Raw genomic sequence first — 19,701 nt, forward strand, 5'->3', positions numbered from 1 at the left:
GTCCACTGTGGATGCCGGCCTGCAACCTACAACGACACCAACACATCACACTGCGATTCATTCAGCACATGCTTGGTAACGCTGCCGATCAACAGCTCTTCCAGCGCGCTGTCGCCCTGCTTGCCGATGACGATCAGATCGCAGTCCAGCTCCTGCTCTTTCTCGACAATCCGCCAGGCCGGGTCGCCGTGCACCACGACTTGCCGGGCATCGCCGACCCCTGCAGTTTCGCTCAAGGCCGCCAGTTGCTCCACGGCATCTTTCTTGATGACGTTGCGGTAGTGGGTGAGGGTGTCCTGGTCGATGTGGGCAAAGCGCATGCTGCCTTCAAAGGGCGCTTCGTACACATGCAACAGAATGATCTCGGCCTGCGGTGCCAGCTTTTTCGCAAGTTCGATGGCGCGCAGCGACGAGGGTGAAAAATCCACCGGCACCAGCACGCTGCGGTAAGCGTCGCGCGGCGCCTGCTTGACCACCAGCATCGGGCAGAGCATGCGGTTGAGCATGCGCTGCACGGTCGAGCCGAGCAGGCGCCGGGCCAGGCTCTGGCCCTTGGCCCCACACACGAGCAAGTTGCTGCGTTTGTCCTGCACCACCCGGGTAATTTCAGTCACCACCGAGCCGGGCGCCACCTGCACGCCCGCGCTGATCTCATAGCGCTCGAACAGCATCGTGGCCAGGGCGTGAACATTTTCGCCGGCGGTTTCCAGTACCCGGTTCAGTAAATCTTCATCGGGCACCAGCACTTGCTTCAAACGCTCGTAGGGGGCAGGGTTGGCCACATACAGCAGGTCCAGCGCCGCAGGCTGCGCCTTGCACAGCAGTGCAGCGCGCTCTGCCGCGTTGCGGGCGGAAGAAGACAGGTCGGTGGCGACCAGAACGTGGTTCAGCGGGCTCATGGGGGGCTCCTTATGCAATGCCGCGCACAGGGATCGATGGCCGAGGCCGGTGTCGATCCATTCCTTGCTTGCAGCCATCGTCTCGCGAACCAGGCTCGGCGGCTTGATTTGGGTCAAAGGAGTAGGGAAGGCAACGCTATAGCTCGGGATAAGCGGGCCGCATCGGCGGCCCAGAACAAGCGCAGGCGATCACTCCACCGTCGCTTGCCCTGCTTGCAGCGAACGGCGTAACAACGCAGCGGTTGCCGAACGCGCTTCGACCTCATCCAGCAATGAGTCGACCAGCGCAATGCTCATCTCCAGCGACTGCTCGGTGGCCCAAAGCAATCCGCGCACCTCGGCATCGACCCGTTCACAGGCGTGGGCGTTGGTCTGGTAGGCGCTTTTGAGCAGGGTGGAGGTGTGGATCAGCGCGTCTTCGGACGAGACGCCGGCACGCACAGCGAACAGCGGATCGTGGCTGCCATTGCAGGAGCCGAAGGTGGTGTTGGTTTGGGGGCTGAGGGGTGGATCGGGGACGGGTTTGGTCATGGTGGTGCTCCTTCGTAGAAAGGATCCGCCACCGCCTGCCGCCAAGCAGGGAAGGGTGACGGACTACGCAAGGTTGGCGGACCGGTACGAAGGAACCCGGCACTTCCGAAGAAGTCCATGCGCAGCCCGCCATAAAGCATCATCGCGGGCATAAAAAAAGCGCCTGCGAGGGTGATTGTGGGGCGCTTTGCGCCTTCGTTCCGGACCGCCAAGCCCGAGTCGCTGAATTTGCAGCGACTGGGGGAGGGTAACGGGGTTGGGGTGGGGATTCAAGCTGGGATTCTGAATGAGTGCATTTGGCCCTTTACAATTTCTACAGTTCGCCACCGGCCGCTTTTGGGGCGTTAGCGACTACGTGGTCCTTGCCCGCTCCCTGTTGACAGCTGCAAAAGACTGGGCTAATTACAAAGCAGAATTTAACAACCCAAGCGACAAAGGAAGTCGACAATGAGTATCAAACCTGGCCCTAAAAGAAAAAACGAAGATGGCACTCCGGACAAAAGGCAGAGAGTCACGCCTGAGAAGCAAAAGGATCATCCAGGCCTGAAACCCCATAAGCATAAAAAGGGGGAGTAGGATCCAAAAGCAGCTCTCGAGAGCTGCTTTTTACATGTATACGAATAGGTCTGTTCGTCACCACAACGATGATCAATCGCGCAGGGTAGTGAACGAAAGAGAGATGTCATAAGGGCTGCGTTTTATTCAAATGCTCCGGTGCAAAGCGAGCAAAGGTCATCGTTGTAGTGATGTAGGGGCGGCCCACTGGATTGCCCCGGTTTTCCTAGAGAGCGTAGCCGTCCTAATTCAAGGATCACAACCAACAGCTGCTTCTGGCCGATTACATCCATTTTGAAGCTCTTTGGCCACTCAAACCGAAAAGGGGGGCAGAGTCAGCCCCCTGCCGTCTACCTTGATTCCTACCCAACAGCCACTAGCCTTCACACACCTTCGCATCAACCCAGGCAATCCCCCATGAACAAGCCAGCCAACACCCTGATGCTGCGCTTTAATCCAGCATCTGCCTCATTGCGCGATGGCCTTTCAGTTGCCCTGCAGATCGGCAACACGCTGTGGCTGGCCAACGACGAAACCACCAGCCTCGAACGCCTGACCATCCAGCCCGCAGTACCCGGTGGGGCGGTGACGTGCGATGAGCACCACTCCTTCCCGCTGATGAAGTATCTGCGCCTGCCCATACCCGATGCAGATGCCGAGATCGATATCGAGGGCCTGGCCTATGCCGCTGACGCGGGTTATCTCTGGGTCGTCGGCTCCCATAGCCTCAAGCGCAAGAAGGCGGACGCCGACAAATCTGCGCAGAAGAACATCAAGCGCCTGTCGACGGTAGAGGCGGATGGCAATCGCTTTCTGTTGGCGCGCCTCCCGGTGGTGCAGCAGAACGACAGTTATGTGCTTGCCGACAAGCTGGATGGCGATGGACGTACGGCGGCGCAGTTGCATGGCAATGCGCTCGGCAACGACCTCACGGCGGAAATTGCCAGGGACGATCAGCTACGCGACTTTTTGCGCATCCCGGGCAAAGACAACGGTTTCGATATCGAGGGCTTGGCCGTCATCGGCTCGCGCCTGCTGTTGGGGCTGCGGGGGCCGGTGCTGCGCGGCTGGAGCGTGCTGCTGGAGATCGAGCCTGAAGCCGATGGCGACTCCACCGACACCCTGGTGCTGAAGAAGATCGGCCCGGACGGGCGCCGCTATCGCAAGCACTTCTTCGCGCTCAACGGCCTGGGGGTGCGCGACCTGTGCAGCAGCGGCGACGAGCTGCTGATTCTGGCAGGGCCGTCCATGGACCTGGATGGCCCGGTCACGGTGTTCCGTTGGCTCGGCGGCTTTGCGGCCGATGAAGAGCAGGTGGTGTTTGCCGATCAATTGCAGAGGGTGCTGGAGGTACCGTTCGGCAACGGCGACGATCATGCAGAGGGTATGTGTTTGTTCCAGTCGGCTGAGAAGCAGAGCGAGCTTTTGCTGATCGTCTACGACGCCGCAGCGCAGCGTCGTAAACACGGTGACCGCAGTGTGGAAGGCGACCTGTTTACCCTAAGTTAACGGCGGCTGCGCGGCATTGCGATCGCTTTTTTCGCTACACTATGGCTACCGCCATCGAAAAAACCGATACCCCAATGCGCTACTCCCCAGAAGCCCTGCAAGCCTTCGTCGAAGCCGCCGCCCTCGGCTCGTTCTCCGCCGCCGCGCGCAAGCTGCGCAAAAGCCAGTCCACCGTCAGCGCCGCCATCGCCAACCTCGAAGCCGACCTGGGCGTTACCCTGTTCGACCGCCAGGCCCGGCAACCGCTGCTCACCGAAGCCGGGCGCAAGGTGCTCGGCCATGTGCAGGAGATCCTCGCCGCCAGCGAGCGCCTCGACCAGTTGAGCATTCGCCTGGCGGACAAGGTCGAGCCGCGGCTGACAATCGTGTTTTCCGACATGCATCAGCTCAACCCGGACAACCGGGTGATGCAGCTGTTCGAGCAGCGCTATCAGGACATCGAGCTGGAATGCATGATCGCCGAGGCGGGCGACGTGCTGAACCTGCTGCAGAGTGGCCGCGCACATCTGGGCATGCTCGCGGCGCAACCCGGCTACCCGGCGGATGTGGCCGCGACGCGGCTGGCGGCGCAGGCGCAGATGGGCATTTTCGTCGCCAGCAGCCACCCCTTGGCGCAGCTTGCGCAGCCGACCCAGGCGCACCTGGCCGGGCATCGGCAGTTGTATTTGAATACCTACACCGACAGTGTCAACAAACCCCAGGGGCGGGTGTGGTCGGCGCCGGATTATCTGATGCTGCTGGAGATGACCGAGGAGGGCTTTGGCTGGGCCGAGTTGCCCCACGGCCTGGTCCGTCAGTACGGCCATGGCCAGCTCACCGAGCTCAAGCTGCGTGGCTGGCCGCGGCCGATTGCAGTGGATGTGGCCTGGTCGAAGCTGACCCCGCCGGGGCCGGCGGGGTTGTGGTTGCTCGATCGTCTGTTGGAAAGCAGCTAAGCACTGCAAAGTCAGTCTTTGAAAAAAAGTTTGCGCGCCAGTAGCGGGCTGATGCGATCACGGTAGATGGCGGTTACCGGCATTCCTCGGCTTGCCTGAACCTTTTGCCCACTCAAACCCATGAAGCGCTGCTCGGGCTTTTTGAGGTGAGCGGCCTGGTAGTTGGACTCGGCGCTGCTGGCAGAGCTGTAGTGGAAGTGCGCATAGGCCAGGGGTTTGCCTCGGCGATCCTGTACCGAGAACTCCTGAAGAAAGTCCGTGCCCTTGCCGCCCGATACATCGGTGCGCTCACCCAGGCGGGTGATGACAATCTCGTTTTGCTCCTGCAGAAAGTCTATCCCGGTGGCAGTAGGGGGTAAGGGTTTCAGGCGTTCGATACGCAGGCGTCGCCCCGCACGCTGCAAGCGTCCAGCACTTGAGCGCAGCTGGCTGATGGTTTGCAAGGTGCTTTGATCAGGTGAGTTGGCAATCTGCTTTTCCAGGGCGGTGGCGCAGACTCGTCGGGCTTGGGCTTTGCTTTCCAGCTGTTCTTCGACTTCTATCGGCAGCCCGCGAAAGTGCTCGCCTGCCGCGATCTCGTGCGCTTCCTGCGCGAGCAGCAGGCGGGCTTGGCGTAACTGGGTATGCAGTCGTTTAAGCGCCGCATTGGAAACCGGCGCGCCGCCGCGCAGGTGCAAACGCGGGTCGAGTTGCCAAGTGCCTGCGCTGCCACGGGCGATGTGTGGGCCAGGTGCAGAGGTGTGTGGATCAATGATTCTCCAGGCCTCATCCGCGCCTTGTTCGATGCGAAACCACCCTTGGGGCAGGCGCACGCAGCGTTGCCCCTGATGAATGAACAAGCCTTGTTCATTTTGATCGCTCAACGCGCCATCCAGAGGGTCGATCGGTGCAATGGCCAGAGCACGCAACCGTTCGAGGTTTTGCCGGGAAAGGGCAGGGGAACTCCATCCGCTGAAATCCAGCAAGGTGGCGGTGGGTTGTTGGGGCAAGTTCAGGAGCGAGCGGCGTTTGCGGATGGCATTGCCCAGTTCTCTTGCCGGCTGGGCTTGCCTGGAACCAACCTTGCCTGTGCGCACGCTCTCATGAATGAGCATAAGCGATAGCTGTATCAGCACTTGCACCAGTGCGCTCTTTTGCGCTTGGGAGTCTTGGTTCTGCGCCGCTGTATGCAGTGCATAGACACTGGCATAGAACTGGGCAATCCAGGCGATATCAGCGAGCGGTCCCTCAAGCATAGGCAGCAATACCGACAGCAGCATACCGAGGGTCTGTTCTGCACTTAACCACTGCTGCTCGGCATTGGAGGTTGTGGCCTGGCGGGCCTGTTCGATGAGCGACCGCGCGTTGGCCTGGTAGACAAGACCCAGTGCATGGCTGGTGATGGGGGCCTGGGCCAACAGGATCGACTCATGCCTCAAGCCAAGCTCGCCGCCAAGGTAGTTGCTGTCCAGCGCAGGGCTCCAGTTGTCACCCCGGCGCAGCGCGGTACGGACCTGCCCTTCGGGCAGGGCGCCGAGCACAGCATCGTGCAATGGCCCAGGTTGTTTCAGGCGCGATAGCAACGCCGCGCGCGAACTGAACTCCATCAGTTGCGGGGTGCATTGGGGGGCGTACAACACCAATAGGCTGGGTGCCGAGCCTGCCGGTTTAATAATGAACAGACCTTGCGCTGGCACGGCCGGGCTTGCGTTGTGGCTCAATTGCAAGGCCAGGTGAGCGAACTGGATGCTGTCGCTGAGCGGGTCGTTGCCTGGGGCGAAGGCGGCGTGCACGCAGCGACGTGCAGGTTCGCTGAGTGCGCCTTTGCCTTCTGGCCTGGGAGTGATCAGCAGAATCGGCAGCAGGATGCGCAAGCGTTCAACAAACAGTGCTTGTTGCAGGGCAGCCTGCGGCGCGTCGTCCAGCAATGTGCGCTGCAGCAGTGCCGGGTAGGTCTCGCCCACATCAACACGGCTGATCAACTGGCGAAAGTAGGCAGTGGTTGCCCAGGTCGGCAACGCTTTACCCGAGTGCAGGCTGATCTGCGAGCGCTCCAGCGGCAGCGCTTGGGTGTTAAGGGCCGCTACCTCAATCAGCGAGCGCGGCGTTTGCGGATGAGAAGAGCTGCCCGGCGTCAGGTGCAAAGGGTCAAAGAACGGTGGCGTATAGTCGATGACCTGCACGATGAAATCAGCTGCGGGCGGTAGTCCCTGCCCTGGGTGGTCGCGCTTCATCTGCGCATCGAGTACTTTCGCGGTGTAACGCTCCAGGCTGGGCAGGGCGATGGCCTGGCTTGACTGCTCAAGCGCTGCCAGCGCGGCGAGTTGCCGGGCGATCAGTTGCCGGTCGGCAGTACTGGCCTGGTGCATCCAGGCCGGCAGTGGATCGCTCGAATGAGCCGAGGCCGATAGTGACGGTGGACGAAGCCGGCAGAACAGTTCGTTGAGGTTGATCAGCTGGTCGACGTGCTGAGCCAGTGCGGTCGAGGTTTTGAAGTCGCCAGGCACAATGGTCGATAACCCCTGCAGTTGTTGCTCCAGCAACCCCGTGACGAACGCCTCGAAAACATTCTGCTCAGGACGAAATCCCGGGCTGGGACCGCTGAGTTGATCGCTCAAATGAGCTTCAAGCGCATCGGCACTGGGATAAACAACTAGCCCGCTGTTGAGGGTATACAGCATCGCGTTGGCTGAGCGGTCGGTGTGCCTGATGGCGATGCCTTGCTGCGCACCGTCGCTCAGACTTGGCTTGAAGAACACAATGCTGGCCGGCAGTTGCAGCCATTGCGGTTGGCCGTCAGGCAGTTTGCTTGCCTCTGCCTGCATGTCGCCCGCCACAAACAGTGAAGTTCGCTGCAGCAAGTTCAGTGCGTGCTCATCCTGAGCGTTCCAGAAGTCGAGCAGTTGTGACTCAAAGATCCTTGGCAATCGCGGGCCACCGATATCAAGGATTTCGCTGAGGTCCGCTTGGCTGATCAAGGTCGCCCCCGACTCTGTGCCATTGGAGATTTGAGTCACCACGCTATCCACTGGAAGCTCAATAGCCATATTGAGCAGGTAGCGCTGGATTATCAGATCCGCAAGCGGGGTAGAACGCCCGCAGGGCTGTGCGAGATAGAACGGCGCCGGGTCCACCGCTGTCCTCGTGGCGTCGGGGATGAGTGCGTGGACCAGGCTGTTGGCAACGTCCGACAGTGTCGGACGCTGTTGTAGCCGTTGGCTGATGTGCAGCAGGTCCCAGCTTGCGGGGGGGCTTGTAGACGTTGTCGGGGGAGGCGCTGATTGGCTCATGGTGAAACTCCTCGCTCTGGAGTTTCGCAGCCTAATCAGGGGTAGGAGCAGGGCTGGGGTAACTATCTATCGCGCTCAGCTTTTCGCACCCGCCTGTTCCAGCAGCGCCTGCATCTCTTTGTAACCCCGCTGCCGCGCATGGTGCAGCGGCGTCACCCCCTTGCCATCAGCCAGGTTGACATCCGCCCCGGCCTTGATCAGTTCACGCACGATCTCGACATGCCGCTGGCCGCCGTCGCCGAGGATGATGGCTTCGAGCAGGGCGGTCCAGTGCAGTTTGTTGACCTGGTCAACCGCGACACCTGCGGCAATCAGCAGGCGTACTGTTTCGACGTGGCCGCGTTCGGCTGCCGGTATCAGCGCGGTGCCGCCGTAGCGGTTGGTGCTTTTCAGGTCGGCGCCGTGGGCCAGGGTCAGTTTGAGAATGTCGTTGTGGCCACGGGCGCCGGCGTACAGGTAGGGGCTGTCTTCGATCGAGTCCTTGGCGTTGACGTCGGCGCCGGCGTCGATCAGCACCTTGGCGGCGTCGATCTGGTTGTTGTGGGTGGCCAGCAGCAGCGGCGTGCGGCCCATTTTGTCGCGGGCTTCCAGCACAGCGCCCTGGTCGAGCAGGCTGCGTACCTGGGCGGCCTGGCCGTTTTCGGCGGCGCTGCGCAGTTGGTTTTCGAGGGTGCCGCCGTCGGCACTGGCAGTCAGCGATGTGAGCATGGCGAACACCATTGCAAGGTGGGTGGACAGGCGCTCAAGGAGCATGGCAGTACCTCCTGGTGGGCGATTGCTCGCGGGGTCGAGCCATGTTAAAAGTCGGGCTCCTTATTTAGAAGTTAAATAAAAGCATGTCTGTCAGTGAAAAATCGAATAGGCCGCTGTTTGATCTTGACCTGTTGCGCGCGGTGGTGATGGTCAGCGACTGCGGCAGCTTCACCACGGCGGCGGCGCGCCTGCATTCAACCCAGTCGACGGTCAGCCAGAAAGTCAGGCGGCTGGAGGAGATGGTCGGGCACAAGCTGCTCGAGCGCGGCAACCGCGACGTGCTGGCCACCGACGCCGGGCAGACGCTGCTCGGTTACGCCCGGCAGATGCTTGCCTACAACGACGAGATGCTTGAGGCGATGTCGGGCGCCACGGTGGCGGTGACCGTGCGCCTGGGCGTGCCGGAAGACTTTGCCGCCGGGCGCACCACCCATCTGCTCTCGACCTTCAACCGCAAACATCCGCAGGTCAAGCTGGAGGTCACCAGCGGCCTGTGCCGCGACCTTAGCGCCAGCTACGACAACGGCGAGCTCGACCTGATTTTGCTCAAGCAGCGGCGCAACAGCCGTGAGGCGGTGGCCTGCTGGCCCGAGAAGCTGCAATGGATCGACAGCGCCAAGAACCCGGCCTTCGACCAGGACCCGGTGCCGCTGGTGACCTTTCCGCCGCGCGGCCTGTACCGCGACGACATGATCGGCGCCATCGAGCGCATGGGCCGCCGTTGGCGCATCAGTTTCACCAGCTCCAGCCTCAGCGGCCTGCAGGCGGCGGTGGCCAACGGCATGGGCATCAGCCTGCTGCCGCTGCGGGCGGTTACCGCCGAGCATTTAAAGCTGACTTCGGAACACGGCTTGCCGTCGATCGATGCCATGGAAGTGGCGATCATTCATCGGCCAACCGCCGATGCCATGGTCAAGGAACTGGCTGCGGAACTGGCGCGCACCCTGGCCAGCGAGTAGGGCGGTTTCGCCAGGCTCACAGCGTATCGGCAGGCTGCGCGGCAGGGCGGTACAGCTGGACGCGGTTGCGGCCCTGGCGCTTGGCCGCGTACAGGGCGTTGTCGGCCATCGACAGCAGGCGCGACAGGTCGTGCTCGCCCGGGCGGCTGGCGCCGACGATGCCGATGCTGACGCTGAGCAGCCCAGGCTCAAGCAGCGGCAATTCATAAAAGCTGCTGCAGATGCGCCGGGCCACGCGCAGCGCCGAGTGCTCGTCGGTGTTGGCCAGCAGGCAGGCGAACTCTTCGCCGCCGATACGGGCGAAGACATCTTCCTCGCGCACGCTCAGGCGGGTCACCTGGCTGAAGGCGATCAACGCCTGGTCGCCGGTCTGGTGGCCGTAGACATCATTGAGGCGCTTGAAATGATCGAGGTCGCACAGCAGCAGGCTCACCGGCTCGCCACGCCGGGCGCAGTCGGCCAGCAGTTCGGCACCGTGCGACATGAAGGCGCGGCGGTTGCCGATGTCGGTCAGCGGGTCGGTGTAGGCGGCGGCCTTGAACTTGAGCTCGGTGCGTTCGCGAACCATGGCCAGGGTCACGTAGGCGATGCCGATGGCGTAGAGCATCGACTCGAACAGCATGAACGAGAAAAACCCGGTGCCGTGGCCGTCGCTGGCGATCGCCTGTTCCAGCGATACGCCATGGTCGGCGAAGCTGCGCACGCAGTAGAAGCCGCTGTGGCCCAGCAGCAGGAGCAGGGTTGGCAGGTAGGCGACTTCCAGGCGCTTGCGGTCGCGCCACAGCTCAAGCACCGACAGGCAGCCGTAGCAGGCAGTGAGCATGGAATACACCGTCACGCGCAGGCCCAGGTCATCGGTAAAGCCTGGCGTCAGCGACCAGGTAAACCAGAACAGGGCGCCAGCGAAAATCCCCGGCAGGTGCGCCGGGCGTCCGCTGAACGCGCGCATGCTGGCCCAGTTCAACGCGGCGCTGAGCAGCAGCACCATGTTGCCCAGCACCAGGGCGATAAAGTCCGGGGCGTTACCGCGCAGGCTGATCAACGCCGTGCCGCCAGCGGCGAGCAACAGCATGCTGCCCAAATAGCCCAGGGTTCGCTCGCGCACGCCGCGGCTCCAGGCGTGCAGGGTCAGCAAGCCCATCAGGGCAAAGATGAAAATGGCCACCAGCAACAGGGTCGGGATGCTCAGCAGCAAGGGTATCGCTCTCCGCTCATGGCCGTGTGGCCAACCGGCCAGCGCCGGTTTTCAGCGGCATGCTAGCCGAGCCGGTGTTGCATTGTCAGCATCCGGCTGCCTTGAACTGCGGCTTGGGCTATGCTGATGGCCGATCTGCAGCCCATTCGGAATCTTCGCTCCATGATGCTGACCCAGCAATTTCCCGATATTTCCCTGGCCGACACCCTGTTCGTCTTCGCCCTCGAGGCGGAGGCCGGCGAGCTGTTTACCGAGATGAACACGCTGTTCACCGGCATCGGCAAGGTCAACGCCGCCATTGCCCTGACCAAGGCCATCCAGCAACGCAAGCCCAAACTGATCGTCAACCTCGGTTCGGCCGGCAGCGCCGGCCATGGCAAGGGCGCGCTGGTGTGCTGCACGGGCTTCGTGCAGCGCGACATGGACGTCACGCCGCTGGGTTTTGCCCGCTACGAGACGCCGCTCTCCGACATCCCGGTGCTGCTTGAGCATGGCCAGCGCGTTGCGGGCTTGCCGCTGGGCATTTGCGGCAGCGGTGACAGCTTCGAAATCAGTCACGGCGCTGCCCCGTACGACATCGTCGACATGGAGGCCTACGTGCTGGCGCTGATCGCCCGCAACGAAGACATTCCCTTCCTGTGCCTTAAGTACATTTCCGATGACGCGGGCAGCGACGCCGCAGACGACTGGTCGGTGCAAGTGCACTTGGCCGCCGAAGCCTTCAAGCGGGTGCTGCTCAGCCCCCAGGGTTGAGCCTGTGGTGGCGGCCTGAAACCGGCCAAGATGCGCGGGTGCGCCACATTGTTGCGCCTGCGCGTCGCGGCGATTGTGGCGCCTGCCTGCGTGCGGTATGAGTAGCCGACTCCCGCCGCCCAAGAGCGGGAGATCACAAGGAACGCCCCGAATGCCTCAGCTCAAGAACGCGATCTCTCTGGCCTTGCTGTTGCTGGCCACCCCTCTGGTTCACGCGCAAGCCACCACCCCCGAAACCACCGTACGCTCCAACCTGCTGGTCGATGCAGTGGCCTGGCGGCAGACCGCGGCCGAGTTCCGCGCCCTGTACTACCAGGGTTTCAACGTCGCCAAGGCGCGCCTGGACCAGGCCCTGGCCCAGCAGAAGCCGGGCGACAAGAAGCCTGCGATCATCAGCGATATCGACGACACCATCCTCAGCAGCAACACCTACTGGGGCTTTCTGATCGGCCAGGACAAGGAGTTCTTCGATGACGCGGTGTGGGACCGCTGGGTCGCCGCCAATGGCCCGACCCTGACCCCGGGGGCGCTGGAGTTTCTTGAGTATGCCAAGTCGCGCGGCGTGGAGATCTTCTACGTCTCCAGCCGCGACCAGGGCGACAAGACCTACGAGTACGCGCTCAACAACCTGCGCGCGCTCAAGGTGCCGTATGCCGACGAAGCCCACGTGACCATCCTGCGTGAAAGCTCGAACAAGGAGCCGGCCCAGCACAAGATCGCCGAGCAGTACAACGTGCTGCTGATGCTCGGTGACAACCTCAACGACTTCGAGCGCAGCTTCTACGTCGACAAGGTCGAGCAGCGTGCGCAATTGGTGGACGCCAGCCGCAGCAAGTTTGGCGGCCAGTACATCATCTTCCCCAACCCCACTGACGGCCATTGGCTCAAGGCAATTTTCGGCGAGTCGGAACCGGCCGACACCCCGGCCAACCGCGCCAAATTCCGCGAGGCGGCAGAGCAGGGCGCGTGGAAGCCGGCCAGCTGATTGCCCCGGCCCTGAAACAAAAAATCCCGCAGGCCGTGAGGCCTGCGGGATTTTCAATGCAAGCGTGAAACTTAGCGCTGCGGGTTGAGCACCAGGTTCATGTGACGGTTTACATCCTTGTACAGCAGGTAGCGGAACGGGCCCGGGCCGCCGGAGTAGCAAGCCTGCGGGCAGAAAGCGCGCAGCCACATGAAGTCACCGGCCTCGACCTCGACCCAGTCCTGGTTCAGGCGGTAAACGGCCTTGCCTTCGAGCACGTACAGGCCGTGCTCCATGACGTGGGTCTCGGCGAACGGAATCACGCCGCCTGGCTGGAAGGTGACGATGTTGACGTGCATGTCGTGACGCATGTCGGCCATGTCGACGAAGCGGGTGGTGACCCAGGCGCCGTCGGTACCCGGCATCGGGATCGGCTCGATGTCTTTTTCGTTGGTGACGAACGCTTCCGGCAGGGCCAGGCCTTCAACCACCTGGTAGTGCTTGCGGATCCAGTGGAAGGTGACGTTCTTGCCACTGTTGTTGCGCAGGCTCCACTCGGCGGCCGGTGGAATGAAGGCGTAGCCGCCTTCCTTGAGGGTGTACGGCTTGCCTTGCAGGGTGATGTCGATTTCGCCTTCGACCACGAACAATACCGCTTCGGCGTTCTTGTCCAGCTCAGGACGCTCGCTGCCGCCTTCTGGCGCCACTTCGACGATGTACTGCGAGAAGGTCTCGGAGAAGCCGGTCAGCGGGCGGGCGATGACCCACATGCGCATCTTGTCCCAGAACGGCAGGTGGCTGGTGACGATGTCACGCATCACGCCTTTGGGGATGACCGCGTAGGCCTCGGTGAACATGGCACGGTCGGTCAGCAGTTCGGTCTGCGCCGGATGGCCGCCGTGGGGAGCGTAGTAATTGGACTTCGACATGGAACACCTTCTGTCGTTGTTGTTCTGGGGTTTTGTGTTGCATCGCCCGTGGGCGATTGTCTTTCTCTGCGGCGCAAGCCGGCAGAAACCTGTTTGTTAGCGGGCGCGGACCTCGAACTGCAGGGCCGGCGCTGCCGGCACCAACTGGCCGCGGCGCACCAGGCGGCGCTCGGTCGGTACGGCGGCAACCGCAGCGGCGCCGTTGTCAGCCTTGAGCACGATAAAGGTCGCTTCATTGCCGACCTTCAGACCGTAGTTGCTTTTGCCCAGCACTGCCGCACCGGCCGTGGTGGCCATGGCCAGTGCCACATTCAAATCTTCATCACTGTAGAAGCCCGAGCGGTAGCCGATCAGCATGGCGCGCTGGAGCATGTCGGCGTTGCCGTAGGGCCACCAGGCATCGCGGATATTGTCGTTGCCGGCGAACACGTTCACCCCGGCGGCGCGCAGGCGCAAGATCGGCGGGAAACCATGATCGCCCGGGGCGTTGGTCATGATCGCTACCCCGGCCTCGGCGAGGGTGGTGGCGGTACGCGCCACGACGTCGTCGTCGACCTGGCCCAGGGCATAGGCATGGCTGACCGCGACGCGGCCATTGAGGCCGGCGGCGCGGGTGCGGGCGGCGATCCGTTGCAGTTGTTCGATGCCTTGCAGGCCGGGCTCGTGCAGGTGGATGTCGATCTTCACCGCATGGCGCTCGGCAATGCCGAAGACCACATCGAGCTGACCGTCGGCGTCGCCGTCGAGGGTGGTCGGGTCGATGCCGCCGATCACCTCGGCGCCTTCACGAATTGCCGCTTCCAGCACCTGCGCAGTGCCAGGGCAGGACATCACCCCGGCTTGCGGGAAGGCCACCAGCTCGATATCGACGATGCCGCGCCATTTCTCCCGCGCCTCCAGCACCGCCTGCAGGTTGCGCAGGCCGGTGGTGGCATCGACGTCGACATGGCTGCGCATGGCCACGGTACCGAACGCTACTGCCTGGCGGATCAGCGCCTCGGCACGTTCGAGCATCGGTGGGGCAGCGGCCAGTTCGCGTTTTTCGATGGCCAGGCGTTCACGCAGGCTGCCCACCGCTTGATGCGGGTGCCAGCGATCGCCGACAAAACTCTTGTCCAGGTGAATGTGGCCGTCGATCAGGCCGGGCAGCACCAGGTGGCCGGCCAGGTCGACGACCTCGGCACCTGCGCTGGGCGCACGTTCGCTGCCCAGGCTGACAATGCGCCCGTCGGCAACCGCAAGGTTGAGCGGGCTGCCATCGGCAGCAACAGCGTTGACGAATACTCGATCGATCATTTTCCAGCCCTTTGCCTGCTACTGATTCACACCCTATAGAAAGACCGCACCTATCCACAAATTAAATATTGGAATCGGTTGCAGTGGCTTTCTGAATGCGAATCCCGGGCCTGAGGCGGGCTCAGCCCAGCAGGTGCTTGAGCGGGTGATAGTCGGCCTTGAGCGTTTGCGTGGCTTTGAGAATCGCCTCTTCGATGCCGCGCAGGTGGGTGCACACCAGCTCGATGGCGGCGGCTTGGTCACCGGCTTCGATAAAGCCCAGCAGGCGCAGGTGCTCGTTGCCGCGACAGGCTTCGTGGCGCTCGTCATCCAGGGTCGAGGCGTACAGCGAGCCGCGCTCGATCAGCTTGCGGAACCAGTCGAGCAATACCGGGTTGTCGAGCACCTCGGCCAGGCGCAGGTGGAATTCGCCCAGCAGGTGGACGTAGCGGCCATGGTCGCCGGCGTCGGCGGCGGCTTCTTCGGCGGCCACATGCTGGTGCAGCGGGGCGAGGATGGCGGGATCGGCGCGGCGGCACAGCTCGGTGACGATGCCGATTTCGATCAGCCGGCGGGTTTCGAACACCGAGCGGATGTCATCGTCGCTGGGCAGCGAGACCCAGGCGCCCTTGTTCAGCTCGGTGGACACCAGGCCGTCGGCTTCCAGTTGCTTGAGGGCGGCGCGCACCGAGGTGCGGCTGACCTTGAACAGCTCGGCCAACGACGACTCGCCCAGCTTCATGCCGGGGCGCAGGGTGCGTTTTCTGATGGCCTCGTGAACCCCTTGGTAGACGCGCTCTACCGTCGATGCGGGGTGTTTTTCCGTCATTACCAGCTCCGATATGCCTTGACCTTATAAGCATGCCGTAAATGAGGGCTGCTGTGCACCACTGATGACCCGCGACAGTTCCTGAATACACAAGTGTGTACTTTAGTAGCAAATTTATGGATACAAAAACTAGCCGTAGCGTTACTGGTTTTCTCACCGTAACGCTGTAGGCGATTGACCACTTGATCAGGTTTATTCGCTTTTCAAGTGTTCAGGTGAAAAATTAATTCTATAAAAATCAATAGCTTAAATGTGTTTATAGGATGCACGTTCAACCACTTCGCCACCCATCTGGCACACATATTGTTCGTCGAAAATCGTTAGACAAATATTGTATGCAATTTTTGTATGCATCGGCGCAGGGCAGCGCCAACACTGCGGTCCCACTCTTCAAATCCAACAATAATTCGCTGCAACGCCCTGACTCAGGGGCTGCAGAAGGAGCCCGGGGAACATGCAACTGGATACTTCCAACCCGCTGCAAACCGCCTACCTGCCGCCGCAGGCCGCGCCGCTCGAGCCGGGGGCGCTGAGCCCCAGGCTGCACAATGCCGACCTCGCGCCAACCAAGGCCGAAGGCCGGCGCTGGGGCGGCTACAGCATCTTTGCCTTGTGGACCAACGATGTGCACAACATCGCCAACTATTCCTTCGCCATGGGCCTGTTTGCCCTCGGGTTGTCCGGCTGGCAGATGCTCGCGGCGCTGAGCATCGGCGCCGTGCTGGTGTACTTCTTCATGAACCTTTCTGGCTACATGGGGCAGAAAACCGGGGTGCCGTTCCCGGTGATCAGCCGCATGAGTTTCGGCATTTATGGCGCGCAGTTGCCGGCGATCATCCGCGCGGTGATCGCCATCGCCTGGTTCGGCATCCAGACCTACCTGGCCTCGGTGGTGCTGCGGGTGCTGCTGGTGGCGGTGTCGCCGGACCTCGCACGCTTCGATCAGGACGCGATCCTCGGCCTGTCGAGCCTTGGCTGGGCGAGTTTTATCGCCATCTGGCTAGTGCAACTGGTGATCCTCACCTTCGGCATGGAGATGGTGCGCAAGTACGAATCCTTCGCCGGGCCGGTGATTCTTTCCACCGTGCTGATCCTGGCGGTTTGGATGTACCTGCGGGTCGATGGCAACCTGGCCTGGTCGGTCGGCGAGCCGCTGACCGGCTGGACGATGTGGACCCAGGTGTTTGCCGGTGGCGCGTTGTGGCTGGCGATTTACGGCACGCTGATCCTCAACTTTTGCGACTTCGCCCGTTCCGCGCCGTGCCGCAAGACCATTCGCGTCGGCAACTTCTGGGGCCTGCCGGTGAACATACTGGTGTTCGCGGTGATCAGCTTTGTGCTGGCCGGGGCGCAGTTCAGCATCGATGGCCGGGTGATTGACAGCCCGACCCAGATCGTCGCGGCGATCCCCGACAAGGTATTCCTGGTGCTCGGTTGCCTGGCGTTCCTGATCGTCACCGTGGCGGTGAACATCATGGCCAACTTCGTCGCCCCGGCCTTCGTGCTCTCGAGCCTGGCGCCAAGCCGCCTGAACTTTCGCCGCGCAGGCTTGATCAGCGCCACCCTGGCGGTGCTGATCCTGCCCTGGAACCTCTACAACAGCCCACTGGTGATCGTCTACTTCCTTTCCGGCCTGGGCGCGCTGCTGGGGCCGCTGTACGGGATCATCATGGTCGACTACTGGCTGATCCGCAAAGCCCAGGTGCACGTGCCCGACCTCTACAGCGAAGCGGCCAGCGGCACCTATCACTACACCCGCGGGGTCAACTACAAGGCAGTTGCCGCCCTGGTGCCCTCGGCCATTGCCGCCGTGGTGCTGTCGCTGGTACCGGCCTTCAGCGCCCTGACGCCGTTCTCCTGGTTCTTCGGCGCCGCCATTGCCGGCGGCGTGTACTACCTGATCTCTGATCGCAACAAACATTACGTGGACTGTTCCGGCGAGCACTTTGCCGTCGACAGCGCCCAGCACTGAGTTCTGCACAAGGAATACCGCAATGAGAATTCTGGTCGTAAACGTCAACACCACGCAGTCGATCACCGACGCCATCGCCCGCCAGGCGCGTAGCGTGGCCTCGCCGGGCACCGAGATCGTCGGCCTGACCCCGCGCTTTGGCGCCGAATCGGTGGAGGGTAATTTTGAAAGTTACCTGGCGGCGGTGGCCGTGATGGAGCGGGTGCTCAGCTACGACCAGCCGTTCGATGCGGTGATCCAGGCCGGTTACGGCGAACATGGCCGCGAAGGCCTGCAGGAGCTGCTCAATGTACCGGTGGTGGACATCACCGAGGCGGCGGCCAGCGTGGCGATGCTGCTCGGCCATCGCTATTCGGTGGTCACCACCCTGGACCGCACCGTGCCGCTGATCGAAGACCGCCTGAAGCTGGCCGGGCTGGACAGCCGCTGCGCCTCGGTGCGCGCCAGTGGCCTGGCGGTGCTGGAGCTTGAAGAAGATCCGCAGCGGGCCATCGAGTCGGTGGTGCGCGAAGCCGAGGAGGCGGTTAATGTCGACAAGGCCGAGGTGATTTGCCTGGGTTGTGGCGGCATGGTCGGGCTGGAGGAGCGGATCCAGGCGCGTACCGGGGTGCCGGTGGTCGATGGGGTGACGGCGGCGGTGGCGCTGGCGGAGTCGCTGGTGCGCCTGAAGCTGAGTACCTCGAAGGTGCGCACCTACGCCAAGCCGCGGCAGAAGCAGATTCTGGGCTGGCCTCGGGCGATGTTGGAGTGAATGGCCTGGTCCACTTATGAAAAAGGCCCGCATTGTGCGGGCCTTTCTTACTCAGCGGTGTTTGTGCTTACGCTTGTGCTTGTGTTTATGCCCGCTGGAATCGTGACGGTTATCGTCGGCGATGTTGTTGCCCAGGGCGCCGCCGGCCGCGCCACCGAGGCCGGCACCGATGGTCGAGCCGGTGCGCCCGCCCACCTGGTTGCCGATCACCGAGCCACCAGCCGAACCCAGGCCGCCGCCGATCGCAGCTTCGGTGCGGTTGCCCTTGCGTGCGCCGACCGCGCTACCGGCGGCGCCACCGACGCCGGCGCCAATGGCTGCGCCGGTGCTGCCGCCGATCTGCTGGCCGACCACGTTACCCAACGCCCCGCCCAGGCCACCACCAATGGCGGCGGTGCCGTCGCCGGCAGCCATGGCGCCCTGGGAGAGCAGGATACCCAGCGTCAATGCAGGTAATGAGATACGCATGTTGTTAGCCTCAGGAAATACGGGGGTTATGGGAACAGCAGGCAGCTCAGTCGTCATCATCGTCGTCACGGTCGCGACGCCGGTCATGGTCGTAGTTGCGGTAGCGGTCGTCATCGCGGTAGCGCTTGTAGTTGCGATGGTCGTGATCGTCGCGGTCGTCCCAGTCGCGGGAGTAGCGATGGTCACGGTCGCCACGGCGGTAATCGTCGCGGTCGTAATCGTGGTAATAGCAGCCGGAGGCGGCCAGTACGCTGGTGATCACGGCGATTTGCGTCAGCTGTTTCAGCACTGAGGGTCCTTGATCCGCAGGGCGGTAGGGAAGGTACAAACTCAGACTGTGTTTTCGGGATTTTGTTTCCCCATGAGCGTTGTAATTTGCCGCAACAAAAAAGGCCCACCGAGGTGGGCCAAACGTTCTGAAGGGAGGAATTGGAGGATAAATCCGCGGCGGTTAAGCCGTCGTTAAGGCGGGGCCGGGTCTATAATTTTTTCGCGTTGCCCGTCTTGCCCTCTATATCCGTGCTGATGCAGCCCACTGATCAGATCCAATCGCACGATTCTCCCGCGCCGGCCTCCCAATAACACGCCTCTGGCTTCTGGAGGCGCGATCAGGAGGACTTCATGAACAAGCACAGCGACAGCGGCGCAAATTCGTCTGAACACGCCAGCAAAGCGGATGACTTGGGCTTCGACCCGGACTCGCCGGACCTCGATGATCCGCAGGTCGACCCAACCGGGCCGGCCAAGGCGCCTAACCAGCCCCGACCCGACCAGGCCGCCCGGGACAACGACTACAGCCCGGACTTCAAGTCCAGGCCCGAAGACAAACCGCGCAAGGACGCCGACATTGATACCGATGGTGGATAGCAACCGCGCAGTTGACAGGCGCGCGCATCTGCGCCAAGTTGGCCGCCTTCAAGCCTGACCTCGGTCGGGCTTTTGTTTTTTCTGGCAGGGATGTCGATCGTGAAGTTTCTCAAGAAAGCCGTGTGGTTTGTCCTGTGTGTTACCTCCGGGATTGTCATGGGTACCGGGCTGTTCCAGTTCGTCGGGCCTGGCGGCAATACCGACCTGGGCGCGATGCTGGTGATGATCGCGTTCTTCATGGGCTATTTTTTGCGCCCGCAACGCCCGCGGCAAGTGGTGCGCTGAGCC

General features: G+C 62.5%; 19 protein-coding genes. 9 read left to right on the forward strand and 10 right to left on the reverse strand.

What is annotated here, in order from left to right; translation table 11 throughout:
- Positions 1-26: 26 nt before the first annotated feature.
- Both ACZ9A3_RS07260 and ACZ9A3_RS07265 read right to left on the reverse strand, forming a co-directional pair.
- Positions 27-899: a universal stress protein gene (locus ACZ9A3_RS07260; protein ID WP_476252306.1), complete on the reverse strand. Its 873-nt coding sequence runs from the start codon at positions 897-899 to the stop codon at positions 27-29.
- A 189-nt stretch (positions 900-1,088) separates the two neighbouring features.
- Positions 1,089-1,430 (reverse strand): DUF6124 family protein, encoded by a 342-nt coding sequence (locus ACZ9A3_RS07265; RefSeq protein WP_476252307.1) that lies wholly within the window; start codon positions 1,428-1,430, stop codon positions 1,089-1,091.
- A gap of 972 nt (positions 1,431-2,402) precedes the next feature.
- Here ACZ9A3_RS07265 and ACZ9A3_RS07270 point away from each other — a divergent pair.
- Complete coding sequence (locus ACZ9A3_RS07270; RefSeq protein WP_093384521.1) at positions 2,403-3,494, forward strand: DUF3616 domain-containing protein; 1,092 nt, start codon at positions 2,403-2,405, stop codon at positions 3,492-3,494.
- A 74-nt stretch (positions 3,495-3,568) separates the two neighbouring features.
- Positions 3,569-4,429 (forward strand): LysR family transcriptional regulator, encoded by an 861-nt coding sequence (locus ACZ9A3_RS07275; RefSeq protein WP_045201220.1) that lies wholly within the window; start codon positions 3,569-3,571, stop codon positions 4,427-4,429.
- An 11-nt stretch (positions 4,430-4,440) separates the two neighbouring features.
- Here the strand turns inward: ACZ9A3_RS07275 and ACZ9A3_RS07280 are convergent, their stop codons facing one another.
- Positions 4,441-7,698, reverse strand: a complete 3,258-nt coding sequence (locus ACZ9A3_RS07280; RefSeq protein ID WP_476252308.1) for a dermonecrotic toxin domain-containing protein — start codon at positions 7,696-7,698, stop codon at positions 4,441-4,443.
- Positions 7,699-7,773: 75 nt separating this feature from the next.
- Entirely contained in the window at positions 7,774-8,406 is a 633-nt protein-coding gene (locus ACZ9A3_RS07285; RefSeq protein WP_371128682.1) for an ankyrin repeat domain-containing protein, read from the reverse strand.
- Between the two features lie 128 nt (positions 8,407-8,534).
- Here ACZ9A3_RS07285 and ACZ9A3_RS07290 point away from each other — a divergent pair, with 128 nt between their 5' ends.
- Complete coding sequence (locus ACZ9A3_RS07290; protein WP_045201224.1) at positions 8,535-9,410, forward strand: LysR substrate-binding domain-containing protein; 876 nt, start codon at positions 8,535-8,537, stop codon at positions 9,408-9,410.
- Between the two features lie 16 nt (positions 9,411-9,426).
- Here ACZ9A3_RS07290 and ACZ9A3_RS07295 read toward each other — a convergent pair whose 3' ends face one another.
- Complete coding sequence (locus ACZ9A3_RS07295) at positions 9,427-10,605, reverse strand: GGDEF domain-containing protein (RefSeq protein ID WP_476252309.1); 1,179 nt, start codon at positions 10,603-10,605, stop codon at positions 9,427-9,429.
- Between the two features lie 162 nt (positions 10,606-10,767).
- Between ACZ9A3_RS07295 and ACZ9A3_RS07300 the strand changes: the two genes are divergently transcribed.
- Both ACZ9A3_RS07300 and ACZ9A3_RS07305 read left to right on the forward strand, forming a co-directional pair.
- On the forward strand, positions 10,768-11,358 hold the full coding sequence (locus ACZ9A3_RS07300) for a phosphorylase family protein (RefSeq protein WP_476252310.1): 591 nt from the start codon (positions 10,768-10,770) through the stop codon (positions 11,356-11,358).
- A gap of 151 nt (positions 11,359-11,509) precedes the next feature.
- Positions 11,510-12,343: a 5'-nucleotidase, lipoprotein e(P4) family gene (locus tag ACZ9A3_RS07305; protein ID WP_258716818.1), complete on the forward strand. Its 834-nt coding sequence runs from the start codon at positions 11,510-11,512 to the stop codon at positions 12,341-12,343.
- 71 nt (positions 12,344-12,414) lie between these two features.
- Here the strand turns inward: ACZ9A3_RS07305 and ACZ9A3_RS07310 are convergent, their stop codons facing one another.
- From ACZ9A3_RS07310 to ACZ9A3_RS07320, 3 genes are all read right to left on the reverse strand, one after another.
- Positions 12,415-13,251 carry a bifunctional allantoicase/(S)-ureidoglycine aminohydrolase gene (locus ACZ9A3_RS07310; protein ID WP_195883681.1) on the reverse strand — a complete coding sequence of 279 codons (837 nt, stop codon included), beginning with the start codon at positions 13,249-13,251 and terminating at the stop codon, positions 12,415-12,417.
- 96 nt (positions 13,252-13,347) lie between these two features.
- Positions 13,348-14,547 (reverse strand): amidohydrolase family protein, encoded by a 1,200-nt coding sequence (locus tag ACZ9A3_RS07315; RefSeq protein WP_476252311.1) that lies wholly within the window; start codon positions 14,545-14,547, stop codon positions 13,348-13,350.
- A 121-nt stretch (positions 14,548-14,668) separates the two neighbouring features.
- Positions 14,669-15,355: a GntR family transcriptional regulator gene (locus tag ACZ9A3_RS07320; protein ID WP_045201229.1), complete on the reverse strand. Its 687-nt coding sequence runs from the start codon at positions 15,353-15,355 to the stop codon at positions 14,669-14,671.
- A gap of 454 nt (positions 15,356-15,809) precedes the next feature.
- Here ACZ9A3_RS07320 and ACZ9A3_RS07325 point away from each other — a divergent pair, with 454 nt between their 5' ends.
- Positions 15,810-17,327, forward strand: a complete 1,518-nt coding sequence (locus ACZ9A3_RS07325; protein ID WP_045201230.1) for an NCS1 family nucleobase:cation symporter-1 — start codon at positions 15,810-15,812, stop codon at positions 17,325-17,327.
- Positions 17,328-17,349: 22 nt separating this feature from the next.
- Entirely contained in the window at positions 17,350-18,078 is a 729-nt protein-coding gene (locus ACZ9A3_RS07330; protein WP_093384498.1) for an aspartate/glutamate racemase family protein, read from the forward strand.
- A gap of 51 nt (positions 18,079-18,129) precedes the next feature.
- On the opposite strand, the gene ACZ9A3_RS07335 is transcribed toward ACZ9A3_RS07330, so the two are convergent.
- Positions 18,130-18,546 carry a glycine zipper domain-containing protein gene (locus tag ACZ9A3_RS07335; RefSeq protein WP_093384495.1) on the reverse strand — a complete coding sequence of 139 codons (417 nt, stop codon included), beginning with the start codon at positions 18,544-18,546 and terminating at the stop codon, positions 18,130-18,132.
- Positions 18,547-18,592: 46 nt separating this feature from the next.
- Positions 18,593-18,835, reverse strand: a complete 243-nt coding sequence (locus ACZ9A3_RS07340) for a hypothetical protein (RefSeq protein WP_052676555.1) — start codon at positions 18,833-18,835, stop codon at positions 18,593-18,595.
- A gap of 332 nt (positions 18,836-19,167) precedes the next feature.
- Between ACZ9A3_RS07340 and ACZ9A3_RS07345 the strand changes: the two genes are divergently transcribed.
- Positions 19,168-19,413: a DUF6021 family protein gene (locus tag ACZ9A3_RS07345; protein ID WP_093384492.1), complete on the forward strand. Its 246-nt coding sequence runs from the start codon at positions 19,168-19,170 to the stop codon at positions 19,411-19,413.
- Positions 19,414-19,512: 99 nt separating this feature from the next.
- Positions 19,513-19,698 (forward strand): hypothetical protein, encoded by a 186-nt coding sequence (locus tag ACZ9A3_RS07350; RefSeq protein WP_143013292.1) that lies wholly within the window; start codon positions 19,513-19,515, stop codon positions 19,696-19,698.
- Positions 19,699-19,701 lie beyond the last annotated feature (3 nt).

This window comes from Pseudomonas sp. TE4620 (genome assembly GCF_056279045.1).

Coding starts and splice junctions, on each gene's coding strand:
- ACZ9A3_RS07260 (WP_476252306.1), bottom strand. CDS start 899: ATGAGCCCGCTGAACCACGTTCTGGTCGCCACCGACCTGTCTTCTTCC.
- ACZ9A3_RS07265 (WP_476252307.1), bottom strand. CDS start 1,430: ATGACCAAACCCGTCCCCGATCCACCCCTCAGCCCCCAAACCAACACC.
- ACZ9A3_RS07270 (WP_093384521.1), top strand. CDS start 2,403: ATGAACAAGCCAGCCAACACCCTGATGCTGCGCTTTAATCCAGCATCT.
- ACZ9A3_RS07275 (WP_045201220.1), top strand. CDS start 3,569: ATGCGCTACTCCCCAGAAGCCCTGCAAGCCTTCGTCGAAGCCGCCGCC.
- ACZ9A3_RS07280 (WP_476252308.1), bottom strand. CDS start 7,698: ATGAGCCAATCAGCGCCTCCCCCGACAACGTCTACAAGCCCCCCCGCA.
- ACZ9A3_RS07285 (WP_371128682.1), bottom strand. CDS start 8,406: ATGCTCACATCGCTGACTGCCAGTGCCGACGGCGGCACCCTCGAAAAC.
- ACZ9A3_RS07290 (WP_045201224.1), top strand. CDS start 8,535: ATGTCTGTCAGTGAAAAATCGAATAGGCCGCTGTTTGATCTTGACCTG.
- ACZ9A3_RS07300 (WP_476252310.1), top strand. CDS start 10,768: ATGATGCTGACCCAGCAATTTCCCGATATTTCCCTGGCCGACACCCTG.
- ACZ9A3_RS07305 (WP_258716818.1), top strand. CDS start 11,510: ATGCCTCAGCTCAAGAACGCGATCTCTCTGGCCTTGCTGTTGCTGGCC.
- ACZ9A3_RS07310 (WP_195883681.1), bottom strand. CDS start 13,251: ATGTCGAAGTCCAATTACTACGCTCCCCACGGCGGCCATCCGGCGCAG.
- ACZ9A3_RS07315 (WP_476252311.1), bottom strand. CDS start 14,547: ATGATCGATCGAGTATTCGTCAACGCTGTTGCTGCCGATGGCAGCCCG.
- ACZ9A3_RS07320 (WP_045201229.1), bottom strand. CDS start 15,355: ATGACGGAAAAACACCCCGCATCGACGGTAGAGCGCGTCTACCAAGGG.
- ACZ9A3_RS07325 (WP_045201230.1), top strand. CDS start 15,810: ATGCAACTGGATACTTCCAACCCGCTGCAAACCGCCTACCTGCCGCCG.
- ACZ9A3_RS07330 (WP_093384498.1), top strand. CDS start 17,350: ATGAGAATTCTGGTCGTAAACGTCAACACCACGCAGTCGATCACCGAC.
- ACZ9A3_RS07335 (WP_093384495.1), bottom strand. CDS start 18,546: ATGCGTATCTCATTACCTGCATTGACGCTGGGTATCCTGCTCTCCCAG.
- ACZ9A3_RS07345 (WP_093384492.1), top strand. CDS start 19,168: ATGAACAAGCACAGCGACAGCGGCGCAAATTCGTCTGAACACGCCAGC.